This is a genomic window from Streptomyces sp. NPDC088387, assembly GCF_044753385.1.
Lineage (GTDB): Bacteria > Actinomycetota > Actinomycetes > Streptomycetales > Streptomycetaceae > Streptomyces.
Genome location: NZ_JBIVNC010000001.1, coordinates 120,341 through 146,384, shown reverse-complemented (window position 1 = coordinate 146,384; position 26,044 = coordinate 120,341). Strand labels below are relative to the sequence as shown.

Sequence of the window (26,044 nt, the reverse complement as noted above, 5' to 3'; positions counted from 1 at the left end):
AGGCTGGGATCATGGATCTCGCGGACGGCCTCCTCGATCACCCGTACGACGTCTACCGGCGGCTGCGCGACAGTGCGCCCGTGCACCGCGTCGACGGACCCGACGGATCGCCCGCCTGGCTCGTCACCCGCTACGACGACGTCCGCGCCGCGCTCGCCGACCCACGGCTCTCGCTCGACAAGCGGCATGCGGGGGAGGGCGGTTACCGCGGATTCGCCCTGCCGCCCGCGCTCGACGCCAACCTCCTCAACATGGACCCGCCCGACCACACCCGCATCCGCCGGCTGGTCGGCCGCGCCTTCACGCCACGCCGTGTCGAGCAACTCCGCACCCCCATACGGCAGACCGCCGACCGGCTCCTCGACGCCCTCGGTCCGCACGGCACCACCGACCTGATCGCGGCCTACGCCGCGCCCCTGCCGATCACCGTCATCTGCGACCTGCTCGGCGTGCCCGGCCCGCACCGCCGTGACTTCCGCGCCTGGACCGACGCCCTCGTCGCGCCGGACCCGGCCCGTCCGCAGGCCGCGAAGGACGCCGTCGTCGCGATGCTCGGATACTTCACCCGCCTCATCGCCGCCAAGCGCGCCGAACCCGCCGACGACCTGCTGTCCGACCTGATCGCGGTGCGGGACGAGGGCGACCGGCACACCGAGAACGGTGACCCGCCCGCCCGGGACGGTGCCGACCGGCTCACCGAGGACGAGCTGATGTCGCTCGCCTTCCTCATCCTCTTCGCCGGCTACGAGAACACCGTGCAGCTCATCGGGAACGCCGTCCTCGCCCTGCTGCGCCACCCGCACGACCTCGCCGCCCTGCGCGGGGAGCCGGAGCGACTCCCCGCCGCTGTGGAGGAGTTCGCCCGCTACGAGGGCCCCGCCCTGCTCGCCGTCCGCCGCTTCCCGACCGAGGACATCACCCTCGGCGGTGTCACCGTCCCGGCCGGCGAGACCGTCCTGCTGTCGCTCTCCGCCGCCAACCGCGACCCCGCCCGCTTCCCGGATCCCGACCGGCTCGACCTCGGCCGCGACGCCGCCGGACACCTCGCCCTCGGCCACGGCATCCACTACTGCCTCGGCGCGCCGCTCGCCCGCGCGGAGACGCAGATCGCGCTCGCCGCTCTCCTCGACCGCTTCCCGCACCTCGCCCTCGCGGCCCCGGACGCCGGCCCGGACGCGGACCTTCGGTGGCGTCCGTCGATGCGCGCCCGGGGCCTGCTCGCGCTCCAGGTGACGTACGGCGAGGCACCACCTTCCTGAACTTCCGCTCTCCGCAACCCTTCTGACCTGCCGAAAGAGAATTCCGCGAAAAAACTTCTCCCAGAGCGATGAGTTCCGCGCGGTGCCGCGGTCAGCACCTCAACGGGACCGTTGTACAGGAGGGGCCATGTCGCTTCCGGAGGTCGTCTCGCGCGAACAGTGGCGCAAGGCGCGTGAGGAACTGCTGCTCAAGGAGAAGGCGGCGACACGCGCGCGGGACGCGCTCAACGCGGAGCGCCGCGGGCTGCCCATGGTCGAGGTCGACAAGGAGTACGTGTTCGAGGGCGGTGACGGCAAGGCCACCCTGCTCGACCTCTTCGAGGGGCGGCACCAACTCGTCGTGTACCACTTCATGTTCGCGCCCGACTGGGACGCGGGCTGCCGCAGCTGCTCGGGCTTCCTCGACCAGGTCGGCCATCTGGCGCATCTGCACGCGCGCGGGACGTCGTTCGCGGCCGTCTCCCGGGCGCCATACACGAGGATCCTGCCCTTCAAGGCGCGGATGGGCTGGACCCTGCCCTGGTACTCGTCGGCCGGGAGCGACTTCAACGCCGACTTCGAGGCGACGGTCGTACGGGACGGGGAGCAGACCGAGCGGCCGGGGATCAGCTGCTTCCTGCGCGACCTCGACCGCGTCTTCCACACCTACTCGGCGTACGAACGCGGCCTCGACGGTCTCGGTTCCACGACCAGTTTCCTCGACCTCACCGCACTCGGCCGCCAGGAGGACTGGGAGGAACCCACGGGACGCGCGTCGGCCTTCGGGGCTCCCGCGGGCAGTGAGCGCGTCCGCTATCACGACGAGTACGAGGACTGACACCAAGCGTGTCCATGGGGCCTGATCTGCCGAGACGCTTCTCACACCGTGCGGTGAACGAGTGTCAACTAGGTCTCAGTACGGCGACAGTGCGAGGCGTTTTACCTCTCGGGAGCGTTAACTCCTACAAGTTACGACGCTTTCTGGAGGTGCGAGATGGTGAATGGGCGAAAGGTGCTCGAACGCTTTCCCGCAGGCGGGCCGCGAGGATCGTGGCCCGCGGAGGAGTTCGCACAGGCACGCCGGCTGGAGGGCCTCCCGGCGGAGGTCGTCATGGATCTGGCCGGGGACGCGTTCCTGGTGATCGTGCGTGGGGCCGACGGCGTGGGGGACGCCGCGGCGTGACAGCCGGGGGATGAGCCGGGAGGCTGAGCCGATGGACGGGCCGGAGCGGCGGAAGGCGCCGCTCCGGTTTTCACAGGGGCAGGGAACCGTACAGACCCGCGCCCACGGCGGCGAAGGCCGGGGAGCCCCACCGGGGCCAGGAAGGCGCGTACTTCCCGGCCATGTACGTCAGACACGTGGCGGCCATCGCCGGCCACAGCACGGCGAAGGCGGCGGCCCCGAGCGAGAAGCGGTCCGCGACCGCGGCGGCGAGCGCGTACGCCACGAGCGCTGCCGGGAGCGCCACCCAGGAGTCGAATCCGTACGGCTCCCAGGCGACGGCGTCCGCGTCGCGGCGCCTGGCCCGCTCGGCGGTCACGATCGTGGCCAGCAGCGCGGTACCGGCGACGAGGGTCCACAGCGCGGCGGGGGCCACCAGGAGGGGGCTGGGCGAACTCATGCCGCACCTTCTCACGGGCGGCGGGCGGCGGGCGGCGGGCTGCCTTTTCACCAGCCTTCCCAGGGCTCACGGGGCTTCCCGGGGCTTCCTACGGGCCGCGCGTCCGCGTCGGCGTGCTGAACTGTTCCGCCTGGAGTGAGTACAGCTCCGCGTAGATCCCGCCCTTGGCGAGCAGTTCGTCGGGGGTGCCCGACTCGGCCAGGCGGCCGCGGTCCAGGACGTGGACCAGGTCGGCATGGCGGACCGACGCCAGGCGGTGGGTGATCAGGACGACGGTCTGGCCCGTGCCGGCCAGGGCGCGGATCTTCTCGAAGACCTCCAGCTCGGCCCGGGCGTCCAGGGCCGCCGTCGGCTCGTCGACGATCAGGATCCGGCCCTGCCGGTAGGCCGCCCGCGCGATCCCGAGCCGCTGCCACTGGCCGCCCGACAACTCGTGCCCGCCGCTGAAGTGCCGGGCCAGCAAGGTGTCCAGGCCGTGCGGCAGATCCGCCACCACCTCCTCCGCCCCGGCCTCGTCGACCGCCGTGGCCAGCCGTTCCTCGGTGAGCGGAGCGGCCGACCGGCCCACCGCGACATTGACCCGCGCGGTGAACGGCCAGCGCTTGAAGTCCTGGGCCACCATCGCGACCCGCTCCGCCAGCTCGCGCCGGTCGGCGCCGGCCGCGTCGACGCCGTCCCACAGGATCCGGCCCCGATCGGGCGGATAGAGCCCGGCGAGCAGCTTGACCAGGGTCGTCTTGCCGGATCCGTTCTCGCCGACCAGCGCGACGATCTTGCCGAGCGGCACGGTGAGCGTGATGTCGTCGAGAGCGGGCCGCGGCCGGTCGCCCTGATACGTGAAGCTCACGTTCTCGAAGCGGATCTCCGCCGGATCCTCGGGGAGCGTGGCCCCGCCCGCCGGGATCATCCGCCGCGCGGCCTCCCGGTGCAGCCGTTCGAGGTCGCCCACGAAGAGGGCCTCCTCGTGCAGCGCGTTCACCTCGACCACCAGGGTGTCCAGGTTCCCCGAGCCGGTCCGGATCGCGATCACCGCCGTCCCGGCCACCGACAGCGCCATCGCCCCGGTGAGCAGCAGCCCGCCCAGCGTCGCGTACGTCGCCACCGTCGCCAGGCCCGTCCAGGACGCCGCGATCAGCCCGGTGCGCGCGGCCAGCCGGGCCAGCCGCGCCTGCTCCGCCTCCGCCGTCTCCGACATCGAACGGAAGTGCCGCAGCAGGAAGGGCCCGACGCCGTGCACCCGGATCTCCGGCGCCGCCGCGGGCTCGATCAGCAGCGAGCCGATCAGCCGGCCGGCCCGCGCGTGCTGCACCCAGGCGTGGAAGGACTCGTACCGGCGCCTGGCCATCGTCAGCGCGCTCCACGCGCTCGGCAGCGTCATCGTGACCAGCAGCGGCAGCAGCGCGGGATGCAGCACGGTCAGCACACCGGCCGCCGCGATCAGCGAGATCCCCGCGTTCACCACCCGGGCGGCGTACGACATCATCCGGCGGGCGGACGAGGCGCCGTACTGCGCGGTGTCCAGCAGCTTGTGGAAGGCGTGGTCCTCGATCGCCGACAGCTCCACCGCCGCCGCGCGCTCCAGATACCGCTCGGTCGCGACCCGCTCCACCTTGGGTTCCAGCCGCCCGGTGGCATACGTCGAGGCGGCCCGCAGCAGCGCGGCCAGCATCATCACGGCGGCGACCGTGGCGAGCGCCGGGACCGCGCCGCGCAGCCGCTCCTCGATCGGGCCCGAGCCGATCAGCCGGGCGAGCACACTGTTGACGGCCAGCAGACTCACCGCCTGTGCCAGACCCCGGCCCACCTCGGCGGCCAGCACGGTCCGCGCGGCCCCGCGGTCCGCCTGGAGGGCGAGGCGCAGGCTGGCGGTGAGCAGGGCGGGCAGCCGGGTGATCATCGCCCGGAAGTTCAGTTCGAGGAAGGCGTCCTCGTGCTTGCTCCAGCCGGTGTCGTAGCGCAGCGGGCCGCCGAAGAGCAGCCGCTCCGACTCGGACACCCCGGGCCGCTCCTTGACCCGCCCCCGCCGCCAGCCCCCGAAAGCCCCCACCACCAACCTCCCGCCCGAGAATGAACGGCCACTATCGCGGCACACACGGAACCGGGGGAGGGCGCAGAGAAGAAAGATGGGGCACGGCGGCTTGCGCGGGGGCGCACGAGGCTCGGGACCCGCTGGTGGGGCCGGCCGGTGAATGCCGGGTCTCAAGGGGCGCGGGGAACTGCGCGACAAGCCCCCATCGACCCGAACACGACGCCCCGCCTCAGACACCCCAGTGGGCCCCAAGCGGCAGTGCTTACGCGACAGTGCTTACGCGACAGTGCTTACGCGATGACGGGCCGCGACCAACTGGGCGTGGTCCCCGTCAGCCGGCACAACGCCAGATACAGCGGAATCGGCGGGGTGTACGGCAGCGCCCCGTCGGGCCGGTGAAGCAGCCGCGTCACCGTCGGCACAAACGCCCCGACGACGTACTCGGCGGGGTCCGGCCAGTCGAGGGCGTAGTCGGAGTCGGCGGGGACCAGCCACCACCAGTGCGTCTCATCGGCGTAGACGCACCCCACGTGCGGCAGCCGAGGTATGACCTGCTGGCCGAGGTCGGCGGGGACCGCCACCGCGTCCCAGCCCATCGGGGCCGTCATGCCGTCCGGCAGGGACAGCCGCCGTGGCCCGCCCTGCACCGGCGTGCCGGGTGTGTGCAGGCCGCGCCCCAGCCGGACCAGCGTGTCCAGACCGAGCACCTGACCACCGCGGGACGTGGGCTTCACGGTCCCCACCTCTCCCCGTCCCGCTCGCGTGGCCGGGTGATCCCGGAGGCCGGCCGGAAGATGCCCACACCCGGTGCCGGCGGCGGAACGAGGCCCTCGGCATCGTTGTCGTCGGACCCGCCCTCCGAGGGCCCGCCCGGCTTCGGACGGGCACCCCAGCCCAGGTCGTCGTGCGGGGCGTCGGCCTGGCGCGGCAGCTCCGCCCAGACCAGCAGCCCGGGGCCGTGCTCCTGGGCGCCCCACGCCCTGCACAGGGCGTCGACGAGAAGCAGCCCCCTCCCCTGCTCCTCCTCGGGCCGCTGTGAGGACGGCAGGGACTGACCCGGCGCACACCCCTCGTCACGTACCGCTATCCGCACGAGGTCGTCACCGTCGTGCAGCTCGCACACCACAACGCCACTCGCCGTGTGCACTATCGCGTTCGTGACCAGCTCGGAGACCACGAGGGCCGCCGAGTCACAGGTGTCCTCGCACACCGACCAGCCGGTCAGCCGGGCCCGGGTCAGCCGTCTGGCCTGCGCGGGTGAACCCGGATGCGCGGCCAGTTCGAATCGGAACCGGCGCTCGGCAGCGGCCTCGGCGGGGCCTGCTCCCGTAGCGGCGCCGTCGAGGCCGAAGGGGCCTGCGGCGGCGTCTGCTCCTAAGGGCGGGGACGGAATCACGCTTGCCACTATCGCCCCGCCGTGAACACTTGGCAAGTGTCACTCTGAAAAATGCAGAGTGCCGTATGACTCTCTGGACGGGCGTGGCACACTGCTCGCAACAGCATGTTGCGCGGCGCCAGTTCGGACACCGAGGGTTGTTCCCACCTTCGAAAATGTCTTCGAATGGCGCCGTACGGCTGTCAGGATTTCCGCCAGTCCCGAGTTTTTCCCGTGAGTCCCCTGAGTGGAGGTGGAGCGTGAGCGAGCCGCGGTCCGCGCCGACGGTCGGCCAGGTCGTCCTCGGCCGGCGCCTGCTGGACCTGCGGGAAAGCGCCGGCCTCAAGCGCGAGGAGGCGGCCAGGATCCTGCGCGTCGCGCCCGCCACGGTCCGCCGTATGGAGATGGCCGAGGTCGCGCTCAAGATCCCGTACCTCCAGCTGCTGCTGAAGTCGTACGGCGTCTCCGACGACGAGGCCGGCGCCTTCGTGCAGCTGGCCGAGGACGCGAACAAGCCCGGCTGGTGGCAGCGGTTCCACGACATCCTGCCCGGCTGGTTCTCGATGTACGTGAGCCTGGAGGGCGCCGCCAAGCTGATCCGCAGCTACGACCCCCACTTCGTCCCGGGCCTGCTCCAGACCGAGGGCTATGCCCGCGGCGTCCTCAAGGCGGGCGCCGTCGGCCAGACCCGGCCCGAGGAGATAGAGCGCCACGTCGACCTGCGGATGCAGCGCCAGGACCTGCTCACCCGTGAGGACGCGCCCCGGCTGTGGGTCGTCATGGACGAGACCGCGCTGCGCCGCTCCGTCGGCGGCCCCGAGGTGATGCGCGCCCAGATCGACCGGCTGCTGGAGGCCACCGAGCTGACCACCCTGACACTCCAGGTGATCCCGTTCGCCTCGGGTCCGCACCCGGGCACCTACGGCCCCTTTGTCCTTTTCCGATTCGCCATGCCCGAACTTCCGGACATGGTCTACAGCGAGTACCTGACGGGCGCCGTCTACCTGGACGCGCGCGCCGAGGTGGCCACCTACCTCGAGGTCATGGACCGCATGGCGGCGCAGGCCGCTACGGCACAACGCACGAAGGAGATCCTCAAGGATCTCCGCAAGGAGCTGTGAATGGAAGGCATCACGTCCCAGCCGAGGCCGCGGACCCGCAGTGAGCGGATCTACAACGGCATGCCTGCCCGGGAGCTGGGCAGCGAGGGCTGGCACAAGCCGTGGAGCGGCGGCAACGGCGGAAACTGCCTGGAGGCGATGAAGCTCGCCGACGGCCGGATCGCGGTCCGGCAGTCCACCGACCCCGACGGGCCGGCGCTCATCTACACCACCGACGAGATGACGGCGTTCATCGAGGGCGCCAAGGCGGGGGTGGCCGACTTCCTACTGACCTGAGGCCGGCCGGGCCGCTTCCGGACCGCCCTGCGTTGTCGCTCAACTCCCTTGTCCTAAATACTGAATTGATGAAGATGACGTTCCGACGCTTATGGAGTGCCTCATGACAGGGCAGGACCCCACCGGCGCAGTCCAGATCGACACCAGCAAGCCCCACTCCGCTCGGATGTACGACTGGTATCTCGGCGGCAAGGACAACTACCCCGTCGACGAGGAACTCGGCCGGCAGCTGGTCGCCCTCGACCCGCGCGTGCCGGTCATGGCCCGCGTCAACCGCGCCTTTATGCAGCGCGCCACGCGCTGGCTCGCCCAGCAGGGGATCCGGCAGTTCCTCGACATCGGCACCGGCATTCCGACCGAGCCCAACCTGCACCAGATCGCCCAGCAGGTCGCCCCCGACAGCCGGGTCGTCTACTGCGACAACGACCCGATCGTGCTCGCCCACGCGGCCGCCCTGCTGCGCAGCACCCCCGAGGGTGTCACCGACTACGTGCAGGGCGACGTCCGCGACCCGGCCTCGATCATCGAGGCCGCCGCGAAGGTGCTGGACTTCAGCCGGCCCGTCGCCCTGTCGCTGGTGGCGCTGATGCACTTCATTCCCGACGAGTACGGCGCCCACGAGCTGGTCGCCGCGCTGGTCGCGGAACTCCCCGCCGGCAGCTACCTGATGATGAGCCACGCCAGCGCCGACTTCCGGACCGATCACCTGGACGAGGCGGAGGCGAAGATCAAGGCCGCCGGCATCACCCTCGCCCTGCGCCCCCGCGCCGAGATCGAGCGCTTCTTCACCGGCCTCGAACTGGTCGACCCCGGCGTCGCCGTCGTGCACCGGTGGAAGCCGGAACTCGGCGAGCCCGTTCCGGGCCAGGACGACGGGGTCATTCCGGGGTACGGGGTGGTCGGGCGCAAGGGCTGACGCTCCGCGGCCACTGGGCGCCGTGCTGGGCCGTCGGCTCAGAAGGCCGTGCTGGAGCCAACGGCTCAGAAAGCCGTGCCGGGGCCGCCGGCTCAGAAGTACGACCACATCCGTCGCGGCGCGTCCACCAGCCGGCTCAGCGCCACCACCGGGAACGGCGGCTGCTCCGCCCGTTCCCGGTCCAGCCGCAGCCCGTAGTAGATCTGCTCGATGGACGGCGGTCCCACCGCGAGATTGCGCCGGACCGCCGCCGACGGCGACTCCTCGCCGCTCCGCACGAGATACGCGGCCGCCATCGTCCCCGTACGCCCCACACCCGCGCCGCAGTGCACGAACACCGGACCCGGTGCCGTGCCCACCACGTCGAGCAGCCGGTCCACCTGCTCCGGGCGCGGCGTCTGCCCGTCACGAATCGGCAGCCGTACGACGTCCAGCCCCGCGTCGCCCGGTCCCGCGAGCTGGGCCGTGCTGAGGTCCTCGGCGCGCAGATCGACGACGGTCGTGAAACCGAGCCCCGCCAGGGTCCGGTAGCCGGCCGGGGAGGGCGCGCCACCGCGCCACAGCTTTCCGGAGGCGTCCACCGGCTGGAAGTTGTGGATGCCCCGCACCGAACGGGTGCCGGCGGGTGGCCCGGTCTCCGCACGCGCCCACTGGGACAGCGCCAGGATGCCGAGCGCGCCGGTGGCCCACAGGGCCAGATAACCGATCGCGGCGACGCCGAGCCAGCGCAGCACACGTCTGCGCAGGGGGCGTTGGGGGAGAGCGGACAGGGGCGGGGACGGGGCGAGCACAGCCATGGGCGACCGGGGTGTCGGGGACGGGGGCGCGTGGGCATCGTAACCCGAAAGGGTGATATAGGACCCTTTCCGCAGCTCCGAGCTGCTCTCGCGCTGTCCCGCGTCAGTTGCCGCCGGTGTTCCCGATGCCCATCACGGTGAGGTGTGTGCGCTGCAACGTCGCGTCCTCCAGACAGCCGCGCAGCCGCATCCGGTCGTGCGGGGTGAGCGCGGGCCGGACGACCCCGGCGAACGTGCCGTCGTGCAGATCGCCGAGCGTCGCGTTCCGCAGCGGTACGGAGGTGGAGTCCCGGCAGCTCTCCCACACCTGCCGCGCGGCCAGCGACCGCCGCTCGGCCGTGCCGCCGGCCCCGCGCATGTCCACCTTGAGCAGCACGGACGTGGCCACACTCCCGTCCGCCCGCTCCTCCCGCGTCTGCGTGAGATCGGCCAGCCCGACCACGAGTGCGGCGAGCAGGGCCGCGCCGAGGACGCCGACGGTCACCGTGCGGGCGGTGCGGGCGGGGGAGCGGTGGGGGACGGCAGGGGGCAGGTCGTCGAGGGGGGTGGCAGCGGGGGAGGGGATATCGGGATAGGAGGCCGGGTCCGCCTTTCCGTATGAGCCGTACGGACCGTGCGCGTTGTACGGGTCCTCGGCATACGGGTCGTCGTCGGCGTACGGGTCGAGTGGGTCGCGTGACGCGGTCGGGTCGGGTGCCGCCAGGACGGCCAGGCGGCCCGCGAGACGGCGTTCCGCGGCCGGGCGGGCCGTCGCCGACGCGACCCGCTGCACCACCCAGGCCAGCCCGGACAGCAGCACGCCGGTGACCATGAGGACCGGTACGAAGACGTACGTGCCGTCGCCGCGCTCCTCCAACCAGCGGAACCGGCCGGACAGTTCGGGCTCCGGGGGCTCGCGCAGCCGGGCCAGGACGTCCTGTTGCCGCCGGTCGCTGTCGCGGACACGCTGCTCGATACGTGTCATGCGGCCCATGAGGACCAGGCCGAGCAGCAACACCTCGACCACGAGGAGCAGTACGCCGGACAGGACCGCCCGCTGCCACTGCCACCGGTAGAGGTACACCACGAGATACGTCCCGGCGCCGGCCGCGGCCAGGCCGGCGAAGACGTAGGAGAGCCGCCTCATGCCGCACCTCCCACGCGTACGTCGCCGTTGGTGCCGTCGACGGTGAGCCGGGCGCCGGCCGGGAACCGGTCGACGGCGTCCGCGACCCCGACGACCGTGGGGAGGCCGAACTCCCTTGCCAGGACGGCCAGATGGGACAGCGGACTGCCGGTCTGCGCGACCAGGCCGGTGAGACCGGGCAGGAGTGGGGCGAGCGCGGGATCGAGGGTGCGGACGACGAGGACGGCGTCCGGGGGCTGGGTGCCGGTGCCGTCCCAGACGGTCCCGACCGCGCGTCCGCCGGAGACGCCCCGGCCTCCGTCGCCCTGGGCCGCGGGGCGTTCGGCCACGACCGTGCCGTCGTCGGCGAGCCGGAACGCGTCCGGCAGCGGGGCGGACGGGGGCTGCGGCAGCCGTTCGTGCATACCGGCCGGGAGGGGCCCGCCGCGCAACGCCGTCACGAACTCAGGCCAGTTCAGCAGGCCCGCCCGGTCGATGGTGAGGCCCATCCGCCGGGCGCCCTCCCGTACCAGCCGGACCTGCAACTCCTGCACCCATCGGACGCGGAGCCGGAGCGCTTCGCGGGGTGGGAGGGAGGGGGCGGGGCTGGTGGTGGTGCGGTGCGGCGGGAGGGACGGTCGCGGGAGGTCGGCCCGGTGACGCGGTAGGGGTGGTCCCGGGAGGTCGGCCTGGTGACGCGGTAGGGGTGGTCCCGGGAGATCCGTCCGAGAGGGCGGGAGTGCGGGCCGCGCTCCGTTTCCGGCCGTCTCAGCCGCACCCCCCGCCGTCGCGGGCAGCCCCTGCCATCCGCTCAGGCTGGGCGTCAACAGGGCCAGTACCACCGGTTCTTCGGCCACCACCCGCTCGTCCGGTACGCCGCGAGCGCGGGCCCGGGTCAGGGTGGTGAGGGCGGCTCCGGCCGCCGTACGGCTCCGCGCCGGCTCGGTCAGCAGCGCGCCCGCGAGGGCCTCCTGGGCGTGCAGGGAGACCAGGACGCTCCGCGACCAGCGCAGGGCGGTGAGCAGTTCGGGGGCGGTCTGCTCACCGGGCGGCGGGACCTTCGCGAGATGCCGGTCGACGTCCGCCACCAGGTCCGTGGCCAGACCCGGCAGCACCCCGCGCAGGCGCCCCACCCGCCAGGCCGCGCCCAGCCGGCGGGCGCCCGGCGCCGGATTGAGCAGCGCCAGCCAGCGCCGCCGGGGCGGAGCGGCGCCGAGAAGCCGCAGGTCGGCGGCGGCCCGACCGCCGACCGTCGTCACCACCGGCACCGTGCGCAGCAGCCGGCGCGGCGCGGTGCCGCCGATGTCCAGCGCGGAGGCGAGCCCACGGGCCATGGGCGCCACCCACAGATCCTCCTCCAGCGGCGCGAGCTGTCCCGGCAGGGTCTCGGCGACCGGCCCCGGACCGAGCAGCCGGGCGGACGCGCTCGGCCGGGCTGCCATCGCCGTGATCGGCCGGCTCTGGAACAGCCACAGCCGATCGCCCTCGTCGAAACCGAACTCGATGTCCTGCGGCCCGCCGAACACCCGCCGGGCCTGCCGTGCGAGCCGTGCCAGCCGGTGCAGTTGGTCCCGGTCGAGCAGCGTGTCCGCCCCGTCCGGCTCCGTGCGCAGGATCCGCCCGTGCGCGCTCAGCCAGTGGTTCGTGCCCTCCTGCTCCCCGCCGACCAGACTGTCCGGGCCGCCCCGGACCGCGCTGACCAGCATCCGGTCGGCGCGTCCCGCCACCGGATCCGCGCCGAACAGCACTCCGCCGACACGGGCCGTGAGCATCGGCTGCACCAGGACGGCCATGGGCGCGGTCACCCCGTCGGACAGCCGCGCGGAGTCGAGCACCGTCCGCACCGCCGAGCGGAAGTGCTGCCACCCCTGTACGTCGAGCACCGAGGCGAACTGGCCCGCCAGCGACGACTCCTGGGTGTCCTCCTGGGGTGAAGAGGACCGTACGACAAGGGAACGTGAGCCGTCCGCCGACAGTTCCCGCCAGGCGTCCCGCAGGGCCGCGGTGTCGTCGAGCGCCCGGTACGGGATCACGAACCCCGGGAGCACGGGCAGTCCGGCGCGGGCCGCGCGGGCGAGGTTGGCCGCCTTGGAACCGGCGAGCAGGGGGAGTGCGGCGGTCGGCTGATCGAGGGGGACCACCGCGTGGCCCGCCTCGCCCGAGAACCGCCGGGGCCCGTCCCCTTCGCGGGCACCCTCTCCGTGACGTTCGTGGAGCGTCGTCATCAACACCCTCCAGGACCGGCCGCCAACCAGGGGGGACGCGCGGGGGTGGCCCTGCGCCTGACGACGGAACGAAGGATGGGGGCGGCGGCCGGGAGCCGGATCACGGCGGACGACTGCGTGCCTCCTGTTGGAATGATCCCACCGCGGTTCGATTTCATGTCGGGTGCAGGACACATACCGGCCGCGCACGGCACGATTTCGTGCGCGGGGAGGAGGAGTGATCCCGGAGCTCCTCCTGACGGGGGTGGGAGCGGGCTCCGTCCTCATGCGGAGGGGGGAGACGGGGGTGGGGGTGTGCTGCGGGGGTTGTAGGACGGGGGTACTGGGGGCACGGGGGAAGAGAGACCGCACCGCCCTGTCCTCCGGGCGGGCTCCGTCCCCCGCCTACCCCGGCGGCAGCACCCCGCACAGGGCCTCCAGCGCCGCCCCGTACCCGTGCTCCGACGGTGTCGCGTACCCCACCACCAGCCCGTCCTCCGCCGGCGTCCGGGCCGCCGGATGCCGGAACGCGGCCAGGCCGTCCAGCGCCACCCCCTGCCAGGCGGCGGCCTTCACCGTCGACGCCTCGGTTCCCGGCGGCAGCCGCAGTACCGCGTGCAGCCCGGCCGCCACACCGGTGACGGCGACGTGCGGCGCCTGCTCGGCGAGCGCCGCGACGAGCCGGTCACGGCGCCCGCGGTAGTGCTGCCGCATACGCCGCACATGACGGTCGTAGGAGCCGCACGTCAGGAAGTCGGCGAGGCTCAGCTGGTCGAGGACGCTCGCCCAGGCCTCGCGCTCGCCCTTGGCCGCCAGTACGGCCGGGACGTGGCGCTCGGGCAGCACCATCCACCCCAGCCGCAGCGCGGGCGACAGGCTCTTGCTGACCGAGCCGACGTAGATCACATGCTCGGGGTCGAGGCCCTGCACGGCGCCGACGGGCTTGCGGTCGTAGCGGAACTCGCCGTCGTAGTCGTCCTCCAGCAACACCCCGCCACGCGCGCGTGCCCAGTCGACCACCGCGGCGCGGCGCGAGGCGTGCAGCGGGCCGCCGGTCGGGAACTGGTGGGCCGGCGTGAGCAGGACGGCCCGCTCCCGCTCCAGCCGGTCCACACGCGCGCCGTCCTCGTCCAGCGGCAGCGGAACCGTCCGTACACCCGCCGAGGCCAGCAACTCGCGGTGGAAGCCGAGGCCGTACTCCTCCACGGCGAGCGGACCACGCAGAACGCTCCCACCGCGCCCGGCACTTGGGCCCCGCCCCGCACCCGGGCCCCGCCCCGCACCCGGGCCCCGCCCCGCACCCGGATCACGTGCAACCCCCTGGAAGAGCAGCCGCAGGGCGTGGGCGAAGCCGGAACAGACCACGATCCGGTCCGGCTCGGCACGCACCCCACGCGCGCGTGCCAGATACTCGGCGAGCGCCTGCCGCAGCTCCGGGCGGCCCGCCGGGTCACCCGGCCCGAACGCCTCGTTGGGCGCCTGCTGGAGCGCCCGCCGGTAGGAGGCGCTCCAGGCCGCCCGCGGGAACGCCGACGCGTCGGGCGTCCCCTGGCGCAGGTCGTGTTGTGGTCCACGCGCGCGTGGAGGCCCCTTTCTGGGGATCCGCGCGGCGTGTCGCAGCGGCTCGGCCACCCCCGTCGCGACCCGGGTGCCCGACCCCTGCCGGGCGGTGAACCAGCCCTCCGCGACCAGTTCCGCGTACGCGTCGGCGACCGTGTTGCGGGCGACCCCGAGGTCCGCGGCGAGCGAACGGTAGGGCGGCAGCCGGGTGCCCGGAGGCAGCCGCCCACTGCGTACGGCGTCCCGCAGCGCCTCGATCAACGCCGCCCGCCGCCCACCCGGCCCGGTCAGCTCCACATGCAGGTCGGCGCCGATCCGCTCCGCCGAATTGACCCATGATTCCGCCATGGGATTGCACCCTACAGCCGGTCTTTCCGGCCCATAGATTCATAGTCATGACGACGAACACGATCACCCGCGACGCAGCCACCACGACCCCTCCCACCTCCACCTCCACCTCCGTCGCGGACAAGACCCGCATCGACTTCGCCAAGGCCGCGCCCAAGGTCTTCCGCGCGGTCGTCGGCTTCGACGCCGCCGCCCGCGAGGGCCTCGACCCCGCCCTCGTCGAGCTCATCCAGATCCGCGCCTCGCACCTCAACCACTGCGCGTACTGCCTGCACATGCACACCAACGACGCCCGCAAGGCCGGCGAGAGCGAGGACCGGCTGCACCTGGTCGCCGTGTGGCGCGAGGCCCGGCACTTCTTCACCCCGAGGGAACAGGCCGCACTGGCCCTCACCGAGGCGGTCACCCTGATCGCCGACGGCGGCGTCCCCGACGACGTCTACGCCGAGGCCGTGCACCACTTCGACGCCCAGGAACTGGCCCACGTGATCGCCCTGATCCTCACCATCAACACGTGGAACCGGATCGCCCTGGCGACCGGCAAGGCGGCGGGCACGGACGAGCGGGCCTGAAGAACCGCCGCCTTCCGGTCGGACCGCCGGCGGCCGGTCGGACCACCGTCCTCAGGTTGGACCGCCGCCCTCCCGGTCGGACCGCCGCCCGCCGGTCAGACCGTCATCGGCCGGTCGTGCGGTGAGATGGGCGCCGGCAGCGTCGAACTGCCGGTCAGGGCACGGTCGACGGCCGCCGCGACCGCCCGGCCCTCCGCGATCGCCCACACGATCAGGGACTGACCGCGGGCCGCGTCCCCGGCGGCGAACACGCCGGGGACGTTCGTCGCGAACTCCCGGTCCCGGGCGATCGTGCCCCGCGGCTCCATGGTGAGCCCCAGCTGGTCGACCAGCCCGTCCGCGCGGTCGGGCCCGGAGAAACCGAGGGCGAGCAGCACCAGGTCGGCGGGGAGCGTCCGCCCGGAACCGGGCCGCGGCCGGCGCCCGGCATCCACCTCGACCAGGTGCAACGACCGCACCCTCCCCTCGGCGTCCCCGGTGAAGCGCAGCGTGGACGCCGCGAACAGCCGCGCGTCGGCGCTCGCCGCGGGTGCCGTCCGCAACTCACCGGCCTCCTCGTGCGCCGCCGACAGCCGGTAGATCTTCGGGTACGTCGGCCAGGGCTCGACGTCCTCGTCGCGCTCGGCACCCGGCTGCGCGTAGATGTCCAGCTGCGTGACGGACGCGGCCCCCTCCCGTACGGCCGTGCCCAGGCAGTCCGCCCCGGTGTCACCACCGCCGACGATCACCACGTGCTTCCCGGCGGCCGACATCGGGGACACCGCCGGATCGCCCTCGCACACCCGGTTGGCCGGCGGCAGATACTCCATCGCCTGATGGATGCCGGTCAACTCCCGCCCCGGTACGTCCAGTTCCCGCCACGCGGTGGCCCCGGTGGCGATGACCAGGGCGTCGTAGCGCGCCCGCAGCTCGTCCGCGCGGACGTCCCGCCCGACCACCGTCGACGTACGGAACTTCGTCCCCTCGGCCCGCATCTGCGCCAGCCTGCGCTCCAGATGGTGCTTCTCCATCTTGAACTCGGGGATGCCGTACCGCATCAGCCCGCCCAGCCGGTCGTCCCGCTCGTACACCGCGACCGTGTGCCCGGCCCGCGTGAGCTGCTGTGCCGCGGCCAGCCCGGTCGGCCCGGACCCGATCACCGCGACCGTCCGCCCGGACAGCCGGTCGGGCGGACGCGGCGGCACAAACCCCTCCGCCCACGCCCGGTCGGCGACGGCGCACTCCACGTTCTTGATGGTCACGGCGGGCTGGTTGATCGCGAGCACACACCCCGCCTCGCAAGGCGCCGGACACAGCCTTCCCGTGAACTCCGGGAAGTTGTTCGTCGCGTGCAGCCGGTCGGCCGCCGCCCGCCAGTCCTCGCGCGAGACCAGGTCGTTCCACTCGGGGATCAGATTGCCCAGCGGACACGCCTCGTGGCAGAACGGGACCCCGCAGTCCATACACCGATCCGCCTGCGCACTGATGATCGGCAGCAACGCCCCCGGGACGTACACCTCGTCCCAGTCCCGCACCCGCTCCCCGACCGGCCTGCGCGGCCACTCCTGCCGAGGCGTCGTCATGAATCCCTTGGGATCTGCCATGGCCGTCTTCCTTGTGTACGGGGGTGACGGGCAGCGCGCCGACGGACCGACGAAAGGGACGACGGAGAGGGGGGCGCGTCCGGGGCGGGGATGAGGGGGAAGCGCGGAGAGGAGGGGGCGAGGGGAAGCCAGGGGGAGCGAGGGGGCTCTTTCGGCCACCATACGGCCGTCGGCCACCGGCGACGACTCCTCGGCCGCCACCCGGTGGCCGGTCAGGCTATGGCGAGCACGTACGAGATCGCCGCGGCCCCGGAGGCCACCGTGCGGACGTGGTTCCACGCCGTCCACTCGCGCACGTACACCGACCAGTACGAGGCGGCCTCCGCCGTACCGGCCTCGACCTTCGCCAGGGCGTCGTTCCGCGGCACGTTCGCCACGATCGTCAGCCCGAACGTACCGAACAGATACAGCGCGCTTCCGACCAGCAGCTCGACCGACCCCTCGTCCGGCCACACCACGAACGTCACCACCGTTATCACCACGGACAGCACCGCCGTACCGCCGAACACGGTCATGAACGCCGGCTTCAGCGCCATCACGTTGATCGACTGCATCGCGGCGACACCCTGCGCGGGCGGCAGCGCGGCCAGGCCCCGCATCACGAAGGTCGAGAAGGCGCAGAAGACCCCCGCCACCAGGCCGGTGCCGAGCACACCCGCCACCGTCAGCACGAAGTACGGTCCCTCGATCATGTCGACTCCCACGTCCGCTGCTTCGGAGAGCCGGTCCCACCCGGCCCCTCATCCGTCACCACCAGTCAATGCCTCTCACGGGCCACCTGCCATGGCCGAGCGGCGCGACGGCATACGTGAGCGTCCAGAGGGCGCGCCCGTCCCTTGAACCGGAGCCCCGCCTCACCCCGCCGAAGCCGCTCCCGCCCCCTGCCAGGCCCTCAGTACGGTCTCCACCGTCGGTGCGATCCGCCGCCGCGCCTCGTACCGCGACACCCCGCTCATCAGCAGCCGGTCGTACGGCGTGTCCACGTGCCGCACGGACGCCACGACCGCCGAGATCACGGCCCCTTCCGACAGTGCCCGCCCCGCCGCGCTTCGGCCCACCCGCCCGCTGCCCCGCAGTGAGGCATGCGCGGCGATCTCCAGCGCGCGGTCCTGCGGGCAGCCCGGGAACAGCCGGCGGATCTCCCGCGCGAACGCGTCCGTGAAGCGCAGGTCCTGCGCCGCGCGCCGTGCCGCGTCCCGCACCCGGCGCCGTCTGCGGGCCTCCGAGTCCGCGAGACAGCGCGCCTCGGCCCGGACCAGCGCCGCCTCCTCGACCAGCACACCCTGCCGTTCGTAGCGCGACTGACGCCGGTTGAACCGGACCACGACCACCGACAGGCCGCTCTCCTCCCGGGATCTGCGGGTCAGCGCCGTGTCGCCGCGCGGCAGGAACACCAGATGGCCGAGGTCGGCGCAGTCCAGACACCGAGGCGCGGCGTCCTCCAGCACAAGCATCGGCAACGGCCCCCGGCCACAGGCCGCACACCGCTTGCGCTTCAGAGGCTGAAAGACGAGCAGCCCGTTACTGGGCGCGGATGCCGGCATCGCACCGAACCCGGAGGACCCGGAGGACCCGGAGGAGCTGGAGGAGCCGGAGGAGCCGGAGGACATGGCGGACCCGGAGGAGCCGGAGGGCATGGCGGACGCGGGCGGCGTGGGCGCGGACGTGACGGATGGTGTGGACGAGCCCGACGTGGTCGACGTCGTGGACGTGCTGCCGGACGTCCGGGAAGTCGCGGGAACTGCCATACCCGCTTCATTCCCGCCCACCACCGGGATCCACTCCGAGGCCCCGCCCCGCGCTCGACGGACGCCGGCCGGCGGCGGCCGACCGGTGATCGCCGGCTCCGCCCCGCCCGGCATCATGGCCGTGTGCGATTCGAAGCGATCACGTGGGAACGGCTCGGCGACCAGCTCGCCGACCGGCTGCTCGACCTGACACCGGACGACGGCAGCCCCTGGCCCCGGATCGCCTTCGACGGTGCCCCGGCGGCCCGCCCCGGAGACCTCGCCGAACTGGTCCGGGAGGCGCTGCGCGTCCGCGGCCGGCTCGCGCTCGCCGTCGGCACCGAGGGCTTCCTGCGCCCCGCCTCGCTGCGCCTGGAACACGGTCACCGGGACGTCGACGCCTACTACGACGGCTGGTTCGACACCGGCGCCCTGTGGCGCGAGGTGTTCGGCCCGCTGGAACCCGATGGCACCGGCCGTGTCCTTCCCGACCTGCACGACCCCGTCACCGACCGCGCCACCCGCACCCCCTACGTCCAACTCCCGCCCGGCGGAATCCTGTTGCTGCACGGCCCCCTCCTCCTTCGGCACTGGTTCCCCTTCGACCTGGCCGTCCACGTCCTGCTCTCCCCGGGCGCCCTGCGCCGCCGCACACCCGAGGCCGACCACTGGACGCTCCCCGCCTTCGAGCGCTACGAGGACGAGACCGACCCCGCCGCCACCGCCGACGTCCTCGTCCGCGCCGACGACCCGCGCCATCCGGCATGGAGCGGCTGAGAGCCGCCCCCGGCGTCCTGATCCCCGCGGCCCGTCCACTCCTGGAGCCACCGGGCCCCCGCCGGCCGCTCCTCGCGGGCGGGCCGCTCCGGGTGCGTTCGCCGGGCGTCGCGGCGAGAATGAAGGGCGCCGGGACTAGCGGTGCGTCTCGCGCCGCGCCGGCCGTCCGGCACCGGGAGGTACTTCATGACCACTGCCGGAGACATCATGCATCGCGGCGCCCAGTGGATCCCCGTCCACGAGACCCTGGACCGCGCCGCCCAGCTGATGCGTGAACTCAACGTCGGTGCCCTGCCCATCGGCGACCCCAACGACCGGCTCTGCGGCATCCTCACCGACCGCGACATCGTGGTCGGCTGTGTGGCCATGGGCCACGACCCGGCCAAGGTCACCGCCGGTGAGATGGCCCAGGGCACACCCCGCTGGATCGAGGCCGGCGCCGACGTCAGCGAGGTCATCCACGAGATGCAGGAGCACCAGATCCGGCGACTGCCCGTCATCGACAACAAACGTCTCGTCGGCATGATCAGCGAGGCCGACCTGGCGCAGCATCTGACGGACGACCAGATCGCCTCCTGGGCCGAACGCGTCTACGCGAGGAGCATGACGCGCTGACGTCCGGCGCGGAGCACCGAACGGCTTCGGACCACGGCCGGCGGATCCGTCCGCCGGCCGGCCGTCAGAGCCACCCGTTGCGCCGGAAGCCGCGGTACAGCGCCGCACACACGACGGATATCAGCCCGATCACCATGCCGTAGCCATAGCGCCAGTGCGTTTCCGGCATGTAGTCGAAGTTCATTCCGTACACACCGCACACCATCGTCGGCACGGCGACCATCGCGGCCCAGGCCGTGATCTTCCGCATGTCCTCGTTCTGCGACACCGTGACCTGCGCCAGATGCGCCTGGAGAATCGAGTTGAGGAGCTCGTCGAACGCGGCGATCTGCTCCGTGGCCCGCTGCTGATGGTCGGAGACATCGCGGAAGTACGCCTGTATCTCCGTGTCGACCACCCGCGCCGTGCGGTCGGACAGCTCTTGCAGCGGCCGTCCCAGCGGCACCACCGCCCGCTTCAGCTCCAGCAGTTCACGCTTGAGCTGGTAGATACGGCCGGGGTCGGCCCGGGCGCCGTTCGTCGCGAAGACGTCCATCTCGACCTGGTCGATGTCCGCCTGCACGGACTCCACAACGTTCAGATACTCGTCGACGACGTGGTCCGCCACCGAGTGCAGCACCGCGGACGGCCCCTTGGCCAGCTGGTCCGGCGCGGCCTCCAGCTCTTCCCGCATCGGACCCAGCGAGCCGTGCCGGCCGTGCCGCACCGTGATCACGAAGTCGTGTCCGACGAACACCATGATCTCGCCGGTGTTCACCACCTCGCTGGTCGCGGTGAGTTCCTCGTGCTCCACGTAGCAGACCGTCTTGAACACCGCGAACAGCGAGTCGCCGTACCGCTCCACCTTCGGCCGCTGATGGGCCTCGATGGCGTCCTCGACCGCGAGCGGGTGCAGGTCGAACAGCTCGGCGATCCCGGCGAACTCCTGGGCCGTGGGCTCGTGCAGCCCGAGCCAGACGAACCCCTCGCCCGTCTTGCGCACCCGCTCCACCGCGTCCACCAGATTCACACAGGTCGGCACACGGCGGCCCTCCTCGTAGGCCACGCAGTTGACCACCGAGGAGCCCAGCGGGGACCGGGCGGGGTGGCTCAGGTCGACACGCTTGTGCCGCCGCGCCATGCGAGCCACCCGGCGGAGGCCGTCGACGGCGCCGAAGCTCGTGACCTTCCGCAGATTCCCTGCCATGGACATCCTGATCTCCTTGCGTGGATTCCCCCGAACCGCGTTTCCGCGCCCTGTCGAGCCAGTTTGCCAGGACCCCGTCGGGATCGGATAAGCCTGTGGATAGGGCGGATTCCGCTTTGTTCCCGCCTGTGGACAAAGGTGCCCGGCCAGCCCGCCGGGCAGACATCTCGTCGTACCGGAGCGTCGCCCACCGCCGACAACCGGAACAACTGGGATGATCGGCACATGACTCGCGCCATGATCCGACCGGACGGCTATCTCCTCGACAACCGGCAGGCGGAGGCGGGGGAGCGCTTCACGGCCCTCGCCAAGCTCTTCGACCCCACGACCTTCCGGCACCTCGAAGGGTTCGGCATCGGACCCGGGTGGCGCTGCTGGGAGGTCGGCGCGGGCGGTACCTCCGTCGTCTCCTGGCTGGCCCGGAAGGTCGGCCCGACCGGCAAGGTGCTCGCCACCGACATCGACGTCTCGTGGACCGGCTCCGCCGCCCGTCCGCCGGTGGAGGTGCGACGCCACGACGTGGGCAAGGACCGGACGCCGGGAGAGGGCTTCGACCTCGTCCACGCCCGGCTCGTCCTGGTCCATGTGCCGGACCGCGAACGCGCCCTGCACTCCATGATCAGCGCCCTGCGCCCCGGCGGCCGGCTCCTCGTCGAGGACGCCGATCCCGGGCTCCAGCCCCTGGCGTGCCCGGACGAGCACGGTCCCGAGCAGCAGTTGGCCAACCGGATGCGGCAGGCGGTGCGCCACCTGCTCGCCGACCGCGGCGCCGACCTCGCCTACGGCCGCACCCTGCCGAGGCTGCTGCGCGAGGCCGGTCTGCACCACGTGCAGGCCGACGGCTCCTTCCCGCTCGCCTCACCCGCCGGCTCGGTCCTGGAGTCGGCCACCATCCGCCAGGTCCGCGACCAGCTCGTCAAGGCGGACCTCGTCACGGACGAGGACATCGACCGCCACCTGGCCAACGTCGCCTCGGGCACCCTGGACGTGGCGACGGCCCCGATGATCTCGGCTTGGGGCCGAAAGGCCTGAACCGGCTGCCCATCGACCTGCCTTCCTCCGCCTAGGGCCCCTCCGCGGGTGGTCGCTCCGCGAGCCGCCCCTCGGCCGGCGGTCTGCCACCGACCCGCTGTACGGCCGTCGCACCCGCGCGGCACCCCTCCGCCGCCGCTTCCTCCGGCTCCGCACCCGCGTGCAGCGCCGCGAGAAACGCCCCGGTGAAGGCGTCACCGGCACCCGTTGTGTCGCGCGGGGTCGCCGCAACGGCGGGCACGCGCGCGAGGACACGGCCCGACCGTGCGACCAAGGCGCCCTCCGCACCCCGCTTGGCGACCACCAGAGGAACACGGCGGCTCAACTCGGCCGCCGCGTCGCCCACGTCGGGCAACCCGGTCAGCAGACACGCCTCGGCGTGGCTCGGCAGCAGCACGTCGATGCCCTCGACGAGCGCCAGAAACCGTTCGACACCCAGGTCCTTGAGGAACCCCACGGACGCCGGATCCAGACTCACGGGCACCCCGCGCCGCCGCGCCGACTCCAAGGCCACGGCCACCAGCGCGCGGCTCGGTTCCGAGAACAGCAGATACCCCGAGAGATGCAGCCGTACGACGCCGTCCAGCAGCCCGTCCGACCAGTCACCGGGATCGATCGACAGCGAGGCCCCGCTGTCCGTCAGGAACGTCCGCTCGGCCTCGGCGCCCGTGTCGACAAGACAGATCACCGTCCCCGTCGGCGCCCGCGGATCAACGACGAGCTGTGGACTGACGCCACTCGCCCTGAGCTCCCGTTCGTGCCACAGGGCGGCATCCACACCGACACGCCCGAGCAGCCGTACGTCCGGACAGCCCCAATGGGCGGCCCAGCAGGCCACGTTGGCGCCCGCGCCGCCGGGCACGGTCCGGATGGCGGCGCCCGTGTCCGTACCGGCGGCGAGCGGCCCTCGATGCCGGGCGACGACGTCGGTGACCACGTCCCCGACGACGAGCAGTGCCCCGCGCGGAGAACGAGCGCCTTTGTCATCCGCCCCGCGCGCAACCCCACTGAGTTCGCCCTCGCCCGGGTCTCCCCGCCCCGCTCCCACGCCGCTCACGCAGTCCGGGCCCACGCCGCCGCGATCTCCGCCGCCAGCCGGACATTGCCGCGTACCGCCGCCAGATTGGCCTCCAAGGAGGCACCGTCGGTGTGGCGCACCAGGTAGTCGAGCAGGAACGGCGTGACGGCCTGACCGGTGACCCCTTCCGTCTCGCACGCGTGCAGCGCGTCGGCCAGCACCCGCGCGTGGAGCGCCGGATCCAACTGCTGCTCCTCAGGAACCGGATTGGCGACGATCAGCGCCGACCCGGGCCCGTCGAGCACGTCCTGCGCCTTCATGACACCGGCCACCTGGTCCGGCGTGTCGAGCGTCCAGTCCACGGGGTGCCCGGAGTCGGAGAGGTAGAAGCCGGGGAAGCGGTCCGTGCCGTATCCGGCGACCGCCACCCCCAGTGTCTCCAGCCGCTGAAGCGTCGCGGGTACGTCCAGGATCGACTTGACGCCCGCGCAGACCACCGTGATCCGGGTCCGCGCGAGCAGCCCCAGGTCGGCCGACTCGTCCTGCGTCACCGTCCACTCCCGGTGCACACCGCCGAGCCCGCCCGTGGCGAACACCCGGACACCCGCCAGCGCCGCCAGCAGGGCCGTCGCCGAGACCGTCGTCGCCCCGCTCGCCCCGGAGGCCACCGCGAGCGGCAGATCCCGGTGCCCGAACTTGCGGATGCCGTCCTCGGTGGCGATCCGCTCCAGCTGCTCCTTGTCCAGGCCCACATGCGGCCGGCCGTCCAGCACGGCGATCGTCGCCGGTACGGCACCCTCCTGCCGTACGACCGCCTCCAGCTCGCCCGCGACCCGCAGATTGCGCGGACGGGGCAGCCCGTGCGCGATGATCGTGGACTCCAGGGCCACCACGGGACGCCGCGCGGCGACCGCCTCCCGCACCTCGTCGGACACCACCAGCGTCACGCCTGTCTCCTGTCAGTCGTCCTGCCTCATCTCTGGCGGGCGGCGCGCCCCGCCAAACCCTTGCGACACGCCGGACGGCACACCAGCCTGGGGGCATGACGGACAACCTGACACGTCTCGACCACGTGGTTCTCTGGGTGCGCGACCCGATCGCGGCGGCCGACTTCTACGAGAAGACGGTCGGCCTGGAGCCGCTGCGGGTCGCCGAGTTCGCCGCCGGCAAGGCCCCGTTCCCGTCCATGCGGCTCAACGAGGAGTCCATCGTCGACCTCATGCCGCTCACCATGGCCGAGCGCATGGACATGCTGCCAGGCGCCGCGGAGAGCTCCGGCCACCCCGTCAACCACGTCTGCATCGCCCTCCCGCAGGACGGCTTCGACGCGCTCCACGCGCGCCTGCGGGAACACGCCGTCCCCATGACCGACTTCTCGTACGACTCCTTCGGCGCCCGCGGCACGGCCCGCCGCAGCTTCTACTTCCGTGACCCGGACGGCAACTTCTTCGAGGCCCGGCACTACGAGTGAAGACCGGGGGCCACGCGCGCGTGGCCCCCGGTAACTCCTCCTGACACCGGAGGAACGGTCCCCGTCACACCGGCCGCACGCCCGCCAGCACCCCGTGCGGATCCAGCACGTACTTGCGGCTCGCGCCCTGATCGAACTCGGCGTAGCCGCGCGGCGCGTCGTCCAGGCCGATCACGGTCGCGTTCACGGCCTTCGCGATGTGCACACGCCCGTGCAGGATCGCCATCATCAGGCCCCGGTGGTAGCGCATCACCGGGCACTGCCCGGTGGTGAACCGGTGGCTCCTGGCCCAGCCCAGACCCAGCCGCACCCGGAGCGTCCCCGACTTCGCGTCGTCGTCGACCCCGCCGGGATCCTCCGTCACGTACAGGCCCGGGATGCCCAGGGCACCGCCCGCGCGTGTGACGCCCATCAGGGAGTTCAGGACCGTCGCGGGCGCCTCGGGGGCGTCCGGGCCGTGCGCGCGTGCCTCGAACCCGACCGCGTCGACGGCGGCGTCCACCTCCGGCTCCCCGATGAGCTGCGCGATCTGTTCGCCGACGGCGCCGCGTGAGACGTCGACCGTCTCGCAGCCGAAGCTGCGCGCCTGCGCCAGACGCTCCTCGTTGAGGTCTCCCACGATGACGACCGCCGCGCCGAGCAGCTGCGCCGAGGCCGCCGCGGCCAGACCGACCGGTCCCGCGCCGGCGACGTAGACCGTCGACCCGACGCCCACACCCGCCGTGACCGCGCCGTGGAAGCCCGTCGGGAAGATGTCCGACAGCATGGTGAGATCGAGCAGCTTCTCGCGCGCCTCGTCCCGGTCCGGGAACCGGAGCAGGTTGAAGTCCGCGTACGGCACCATCGCGTACTCGGCCTGCCCGCCGACCCAACCGCCCATGTCGACATAGCCATAAGCGGCCCCCGGCCGGGCCGGGTTGACGTTCAGGCAGATGCCCGTGGCGCGCTCCTTGCAGTTCCGGCACCGCCCGCAGGCGATGTTGAACGGCACGGAGACGATGTCGCCGACTTCGACGAACTCGACGTCCGGCCCTCGCTCGACCACCTCCCCGGTGATCTCGTGTCCCAGCACCAGCCCCTCGGGCGCGGTCGTCCGCCCGCGCACCATGTGCTGGTCGCTTCCGCAGATGTTGCTGGCGAGCACCTTGAGGATCACCCCGTGCCGGCACTTGCGGCCGACGTTGTCGGGTGCGACCCCCGGCCCGTCCTGGAGCTCGAGCGTCGGGTGGTCGATGGTCCTGACCTCCACCGCGCCCGGCTTGAGATACGCCACTGCCCTGTTTCCGCTCATGCGTGATCGCCGTCCCTTCGGCCCCGGGCTCTGCCGGATGCCAGTCGGATGCCAGCGGCTGTGCGTACGGCGGAGTCTGCTACCGGCACCCCGGCCCGACCACCCCTCGCGCGGCACCGGAAACACGGTCACTCCGATGAGGGAGGGACGGGTGCGTGAACACCGGGAGGGAGGGGCGGGC

The 26,044-nt window shown here is 72.7% G+C and carries 27 protein-coding genes; 12 read left to right on the top strand and 15 right to left on the bottom strand.

Going from position 1 to position 26,044, the window contains the following annotated elements:
• Positions 1–11 precede the first annotated feature (11 nt).
• The 3 genes from ACIQAC_RS00655 (at position 12) to ACIQAC_RS00645 (ending at position 2,421) form a co-directional block, all read left to right on the top strand.
• Complete coding sequence (locus ACIQAC_RS00655) at positions 12–1,259, top strand: cytochrome P450 (RefSeq protein ID WP_402185719.1); 1,248 nt, start codon at positions 12–14, stop codon at positions 1,257–1,259.
• 127 nt (positions 1,260–1,386) lie between these two features.
• The gene (locus ACIQAC_RS00650) at positions 1,387–2,076 is read left to right on the top strand and encodes a DUF899 domain-containing protein (RefSeq protein ID WP_402185717.1); all 690 of its coding nucleotides are present in this window, start codon (positions 1,387–1,389) and stop codon (positions 2,074–2,076) included.
• Between the two features lie 156 nt (positions 2,077–2,232).
• Positions 2,233–2,421 (top strand): hypothetical protein, encoded by a 189-nt coding sequence (locus tag ACIQAC_RS00645; RefSeq protein ID WP_402185715.1) that lies wholly within the window; start codon positions 2,233–2,235, stop codon positions 2,419–2,421.
• A gap of 70 nt (positions 2,422–2,491) precedes the next feature.
• On the opposite strand, the gene ACIQAC_RS00640 is transcribed toward ACIQAC_RS00645, so the two are convergent.
• The 4 genes from ACIQAC_RS00640 to ACIQAC_RS00625 form a co-directional block, all read right to left on the bottom strand.
• Positions 2,492–2,860 carry a hypothetical protein gene (locus tag ACIQAC_RS00640; protein WP_402185714.1) on the bottom strand — a complete coding sequence of 123 codons (369 nt, stop codon included), beginning with the start codon at positions 2,858–2,860 and terminating at the stop codon, positions 2,492–2,494.
• 88 nt (positions 2,861–2,948) lie between these two features.
• Positions 2,949–4,856: an ABC transporter ATP-binding protein gene (locus tag ACIQAC_RS00635; RefSeq protein WP_402185713.1), complete on the bottom strand. Its 1,908-nt coding sequence runs from the start codon at positions 4,854–4,856 to the stop codon at positions 2,949–2,951.
• Positions 4,857–5,179: 323 nt separating this feature from the next.
• Positions 5,180–5,623 (bottom strand): hypothetical protein, encoded by a 444-nt coding sequence (locus ACIQAC_RS00630; protein WP_402185711.1) that lies wholly within the window; start codon positions 5,621–5,623, stop codon positions 5,180–5,182.
• Positions 5,620–6,294 (bottom strand): ATP-binding protein, encoded by a 675-nt coding sequence (locus ACIQAC_RS00625; RefSeq protein WP_402185709.1) that lies wholly within the window; start codon positions 6,292–6,294, stop codon positions 5,620–5,622. The genes ACIQAC_RS00630 and ACIQAC_RS00625 overlap by 4 nt, the downstream gene beginning before the upstream one ends.
• A gap of 230 nt (positions 6,295–6,524) precedes the next feature.
• Between ACIQAC_RS00625 and ACIQAC_RS00620 the strand changes: the two genes are divergently transcribed.
• The 3 genes from ACIQAC_RS00620 to ACIQAC_RS00610 all read left to right on the top strand — a co-directional run bounded on the left by ACIQAC_RS00620 (position 6,525) and on the right by ACIQAC_RS00610 (position 8,577).
• A complete protein-coding gene (locus tag ACIQAC_RS00620; protein WP_402185707.1) occupies positions 6,525–7,385 on the top strand; it encodes a helix-turn-helix transcriptional regulator in 861 nt (286 codons plus the stop codon).
• Positions 7,386–7,661: a DUF397 domain-containing protein gene (locus tag ACIQAC_RS00615; RefSeq protein WP_402185706.1), complete on the top strand. Its 276-nt coding sequence runs from the start codon at positions 7,386–7,388 to the stop codon at positions 7,659–7,661.
• Positions 7,662–7,764: 103 nt separating this feature from the next.
• The gene (locus ACIQAC_RS00610; protein ID WP_402185704.1) at positions 7,765–8,577 is read left to right on the top strand and encodes an SAM-dependent methyltransferase; all 813 of its coding nucleotides are present in this window, start codon (positions 7,765–7,767) and stop codon (positions 8,575–8,577) included.
• Positions 8,578–8,669: 92 nt separating this feature from the next.
• On the opposite strand, the gene ACIQAC_RS00605 is transcribed toward ACIQAC_RS00610, so the two are convergent.
• The 4 genes from ACIQAC_RS00605 to ACIQAC_RS00590 all read right to left on the bottom strand — a co-directional run bounded on the left by ACIQAC_RS00605 (position 8,670) and on the right by ACIQAC_RS00590 (position 14,591).
• Entirely contained in the window at positions 8,670–9,374 is a 705-nt protein-coding gene (locus ACIQAC_RS00605) for a protein-tyrosine phosphatase family protein (protein WP_402185703.1), read from the bottom strand.
• 103 nt (positions 9,375–9,477) lie between these two features.
• Positions 9,478–10,500, bottom strand: a complete 1,023-nt coding sequence (locus tag ACIQAC_RS00600) for a hypothetical protein (protein ID WP_402185701.1) — start codon at positions 10,498–10,500, stop codon at positions 9,478–9,480.
• Complete coding sequence (locus ACIQAC_RS00595) at positions 10,497–12,704, bottom strand: PEP/pyruvate-binding domain-containing protein (protein ID WP_402185699.1); 2,208 nt, start codon at positions 12,702–12,704, stop codon at positions 10,497–10,499. The genes ACIQAC_RS00600 and ACIQAC_RS00595 overlap by 4 nt, the downstream gene beginning before the upstream one ends.
• Before the next feature lie 384 nt (positions 12,705–13,088).
• A complete protein-coding gene (locus tag ACIQAC_RS00590; protein ID WP_402185698.1) occupies positions 13,089–14,591 on the bottom strand; it encodes a PLP-dependent aminotransferase family protein in 1,503 nt (500 codons plus the stop codon).
• A gap of 47 nt (positions 14,592–14,638) precedes the next feature.
• Between ACIQAC_RS00590 and ACIQAC_RS00585 the strand changes: the two genes are divergently transcribed.
• Positions 14,639–15,163: a carboxymuconolactone decarboxylase family protein gene (locus ACIQAC_RS00585; protein ID WP_402185697.1), complete on the top strand. Its 525-nt coding sequence runs from the start codon at positions 14,639–14,641 to the stop codon at positions 15,161–15,163.
• A 95-nt stretch (positions 15,164–15,258) separates the two neighbouring features.
• Here the strand turns inward: ACIQAC_RS00585 and ACIQAC_RS00580 are convergent, their stop codons facing one another.
• The 3 genes from ACIQAC_RS00580 to ACIQAC_RS00570 form a co-directional block, all read right to left on the bottom strand.
• Entirely contained in the window at positions 15,259–16,746 is a 1,488-nt protein-coding gene (locus ACIQAC_RS00580; protein WP_402185695.1) for a glutamate synthase subunit beta, read from the bottom strand.
• Between the two features lie 212 nt (positions 16,747–16,958).
• Positions 16,959–17,438 (bottom strand): DUF1772 domain-containing protein, encoded by a 480-nt coding sequence (locus tag ACIQAC_RS00575; RefSeq protein WP_402185694.1) that lies wholly within the window; start codon positions 17,436–17,438, stop codon positions 16,959–16,961.
• Positions 17,439–17,600: 162 nt separating this feature from the next.
• Positions 17,601–18,290, bottom strand: coding sequence for a DUF2293 domain-containing protein (locus ACIQAC_RS00570; protein ID WP_402185693.1), 690 nt, complete (start codon positions 18,288–18,290; stop codon positions 17,601–17,603).
• A 64-nt stretch (positions 18,291–18,354) separates the two neighbouring features.
• Between ACIQAC_RS00570 and ACIQAC_RS00565 the strand changes: the two genes are divergently transcribed.
• The 3 genes from ACIQAC_RS00565 (at position 18,355) to ACIQAC_RS00555 (ending at position 19,865) form a co-directional block, all read left to right on the top strand.
• Positions 18,355–18,684, top strand: a complete 330-nt coding sequence (locus ACIQAC_RS00565) for a hypothetical protein (protein ID WP_402185691.1) — start codon at positions 18,355–18,357, stop codon at positions 18,682–18,684.
• A complete protein-coding gene (locus tag ACIQAC_RS00560; protein ID WP_402185689.1) occupies positions 18,618–19,250 on the top strand; it encodes a uridine kinase in 633 nt (210 codons plus the stop codon). Before ACIQAC_RS00565 ends, ACIQAC_RS00560 begins: the two co-directional genes overlap by 67 nt.
• Positions 19,251–19,436: 186 nt before the next feature.
• Positions 19,437–19,865 (top strand): CBS domain-containing protein, encoded by a 429-nt coding sequence (locus ACIQAC_RS00555; RefSeq protein WP_402185687.1) that lies wholly within the window; start codon positions 19,437–19,439, stop codon positions 19,863–19,865.
• A gap of 64 nt (positions 19,866–19,929) precedes the next feature.
• Here the strand turns inward: ACIQAC_RS00555 and ACIQAC_RS00550 are convergent, their stop codons facing one another.
• Positions 19,930–21,057: a magnesium and cobalt transport protein CorA gene (locus ACIQAC_RS00550; RefSeq protein ID WP_402185685.1), complete on the bottom strand. Its 1,128-nt coding sequence runs from the start codon at positions 21,055–21,057 to the stop codon at positions 19,930–19,932.
• 231 nt (positions 21,058–21,288) lie between these two features.
• On the opposite strand from ACIQAC_RS00550, the gene ACIQAC_RS00545 reads away from it, so the two are divergent.
• Entirely contained in the window at positions 21,289–22,083 is a 795-nt protein-coding gene (locus ACIQAC_RS00545; protein ID WP_402186912.1) for a methyltransferase domain-containing protein, read from the top strand.
• A 31-nt stretch (positions 22,084–22,114) separates the two neighbouring features.
• On the opposite strand, the gene ACIQAC_RS00540 is transcribed toward ACIQAC_RS00545, so the two are convergent.
• Both ACIQAC_RS00540 and ACIQAC_RS00535 read right to left on the bottom strand, forming a co-directional pair.
• The gene (locus ACIQAC_RS00540) at positions 22,115–23,038 is read right to left on the bottom strand and encodes a carbohydrate kinase family protein (RefSeq protein ID WP_402186911.1); all 924 of its coding nucleotides are present in this window, start codon (positions 23,036–23,038) and stop codon (positions 22,115–22,117) included.
• A gap of 98 nt (positions 23,039–23,136) precedes the next feature.
• Positions 23,137–24,048, bottom strand: a complete 912-nt coding sequence (locus tag ACIQAC_RS00535; protein WP_402185683.1) for a pseudouridine-5'-phosphate glycosidase — start codon at positions 24,046–24,048, stop codon at positions 23,137–23,139.
• Between the two features lie 95 nt (positions 24,049–24,143).
• Between ACIQAC_RS00535 and ACIQAC_RS00530 the strand changes: the two genes are divergently transcribed.
• Positions 24,144–24,572: a VOC family protein gene (locus ACIQAC_RS00530; protein WP_402185681.1), complete on the top strand. Its 429-nt coding sequence runs from the start codon at positions 24,144–24,146 to the stop codon at positions 24,570–24,572.
• A 64-nt stretch (positions 24,573–24,636) separates the two neighbouring features.
• On the opposite strand, the gene fdhA is transcribed toward ACIQAC_RS00530, so the two are convergent.
• Complete coding sequence (fdhA, locus tag ACIQAC_RS00525; RefSeq protein WP_402185679.1) at positions 24,637–25,863, bottom strand: formaldehyde dehydrogenase, glutathione-independent; 1,227 nt, start codon at positions 25,861–25,863, stop codon at positions 24,637–24,639.
• Positions 25,864–26,044: the final 181 nt, after the last annotated feature.

What these genes read in the sequence shown, in the direction of transcription:
- ACIQAC_RS00655 (WP_402185719.1), top strand. Translation starts at nt 12, where the DNA reads ATGGATCTCGCGGACGGCCTCCTCGATCACCCGTACGACGTCTACCGG.
- ACIQAC_RS00650 (WP_402185717.1), top strand. Translation starts at nt 1,387, where the DNA reads ATGTCGCTTCCGGAGGTCGTCTCGCGCGAACAGTGGCGCAAGGCGCGT.
- ACIQAC_RS00645 (WP_402185715.1), top strand. Translation starts at nt 2,233, where the DNA reads ATGGTGAATGGGCGAAAGGTGCTCGAACGCTTTCCCGCAGGCGGGCCG.
- ACIQAC_RS00640 (WP_402185714.1), bottom strand. Translation starts at nt 2,860, where the DNA reads ATGAGTTCGCCCAGCCCCCTCCTGGTGGCCCCCGCCGCGCTGTGGACC.
- ACIQAC_RS00615 (WP_402185706.1), top strand. Translation starts at nt 7,386, where the DNA reads ATGGAAGGCATCACGTCCCAGCCGAGGCCGCGGACCCGCAGTGAGCGG.
- ACIQAC_RS00610 (WP_402185704.1), top strand. Translation starts at nt 7,765, where the DNA reads ATGACAGGGCAGGACCCCACCGGCGCAGTCCAGATCGACACCAGCAAG.
- ACIQAC_RS00605 (WP_402185703.1), bottom strand. Translation starts at nt 9,374, where the DNA reads ATGGCTGTGCTCGCCCCGTCCCCGCCCCTGTCCGCTCTCCCCCAACGC.
- ACIQAC_RS00600 (WP_402185701.1), bottom strand. Translation starts at nt 10,500, where the DNA reads ATGAGGCGGCTCTCCTACGTCTTCGCCGGCCTGGCCGCGGCCGGCGCC.
- ACIQAC_RS00595 (WP_402185699.1), bottom strand. Translation starts at nt 12,704, where the DNA reads ATGACGACGCTCCACGAACGTCACGGAGAGGGTGCCCGCGAAGGGGAC.
- ACIQAC_RS00590 (WP_402185698.1), bottom strand. Translation starts at nt 14,591, where the DNA reads ATGGCGGAATCATGGGTCAATTCGGCGGAGCGGATCGGCGCCGACCTG.
- ACIQAC_RS00585 (WP_402185697.1), top strand. Translation starts at nt 14,639, where the DNA reads ATGACGACGAACACGATCACCCGCGACGCAGCCACCACGACCCCTCCC.
- ACIQAC_RS00580 (WP_402185695.1), bottom strand. Translation starts at nt 16,746, where the DNA reads ATGGCAGATCCCAAGGGATTCATGACGACGCCTCGGCAGGAGTGGCCG.
- ACIQAC_RS00575 (WP_402185694.1), bottom strand. Translation starts at nt 17,438, where the DNA reads ATGATCGAGGGACCGTACTTCGTGCTGACGGTGGCGGGTGTGCTCGGC.
- ACIQAC_RS00570 (WP_402185693.1), bottom strand. Translation starts at nt 18,290, where the DNA reads ATGCCGGCATCCGCGCCCAGTAACGGGCTGCTCGTCTTTCAGCCTCTG.
- ACIQAC_RS00565 (WP_402185691.1), top strand. Translation starts at nt 18,355, where the DNA reads ATGGCGGACCCGGAGGAGCCGGAGGGCATGGCGGACGCGGGCGGCGTG.
- ACIQAC_RS00555 (WP_402185687.1), top strand. Translation starts at nt 19,437, where the DNA reads ATGACCACTGCCGGAGACATCATGCATCGCGGCGCCCAGTGGATCCCC.
- ACIQAC_RS00550 (WP_402185685.1), bottom strand. Translation starts at nt 21,057, where the DNA reads ATGTCCATGGCAGGGAATCTGCGGAAGGTCACGAGCTTCGGCGCCGTC.
- ACIQAC_RS00545 (WP_402186912.1), top strand. Translation starts at nt 21,289, where the DNA reads ATGATCCGACCGGACGGCTATCTCCTCGACAACCGGCAGGCGGAGGCG.
- ACIQAC_RS00530 (WP_402185681.1), top strand. Translation starts at nt 24,144, where the DNA reads ATGACGGACAACCTGACACGTCTCGACCACGTGGTTCTCTGGGTGCGC.
- fdhA (WP_402185679.1), bottom strand. Translation starts at nt 25,863, where the DNA reads ATGAGCGGAAACAGGGCAGTGGCGTATCTCAAGCCGGGCGCGGTGGAG.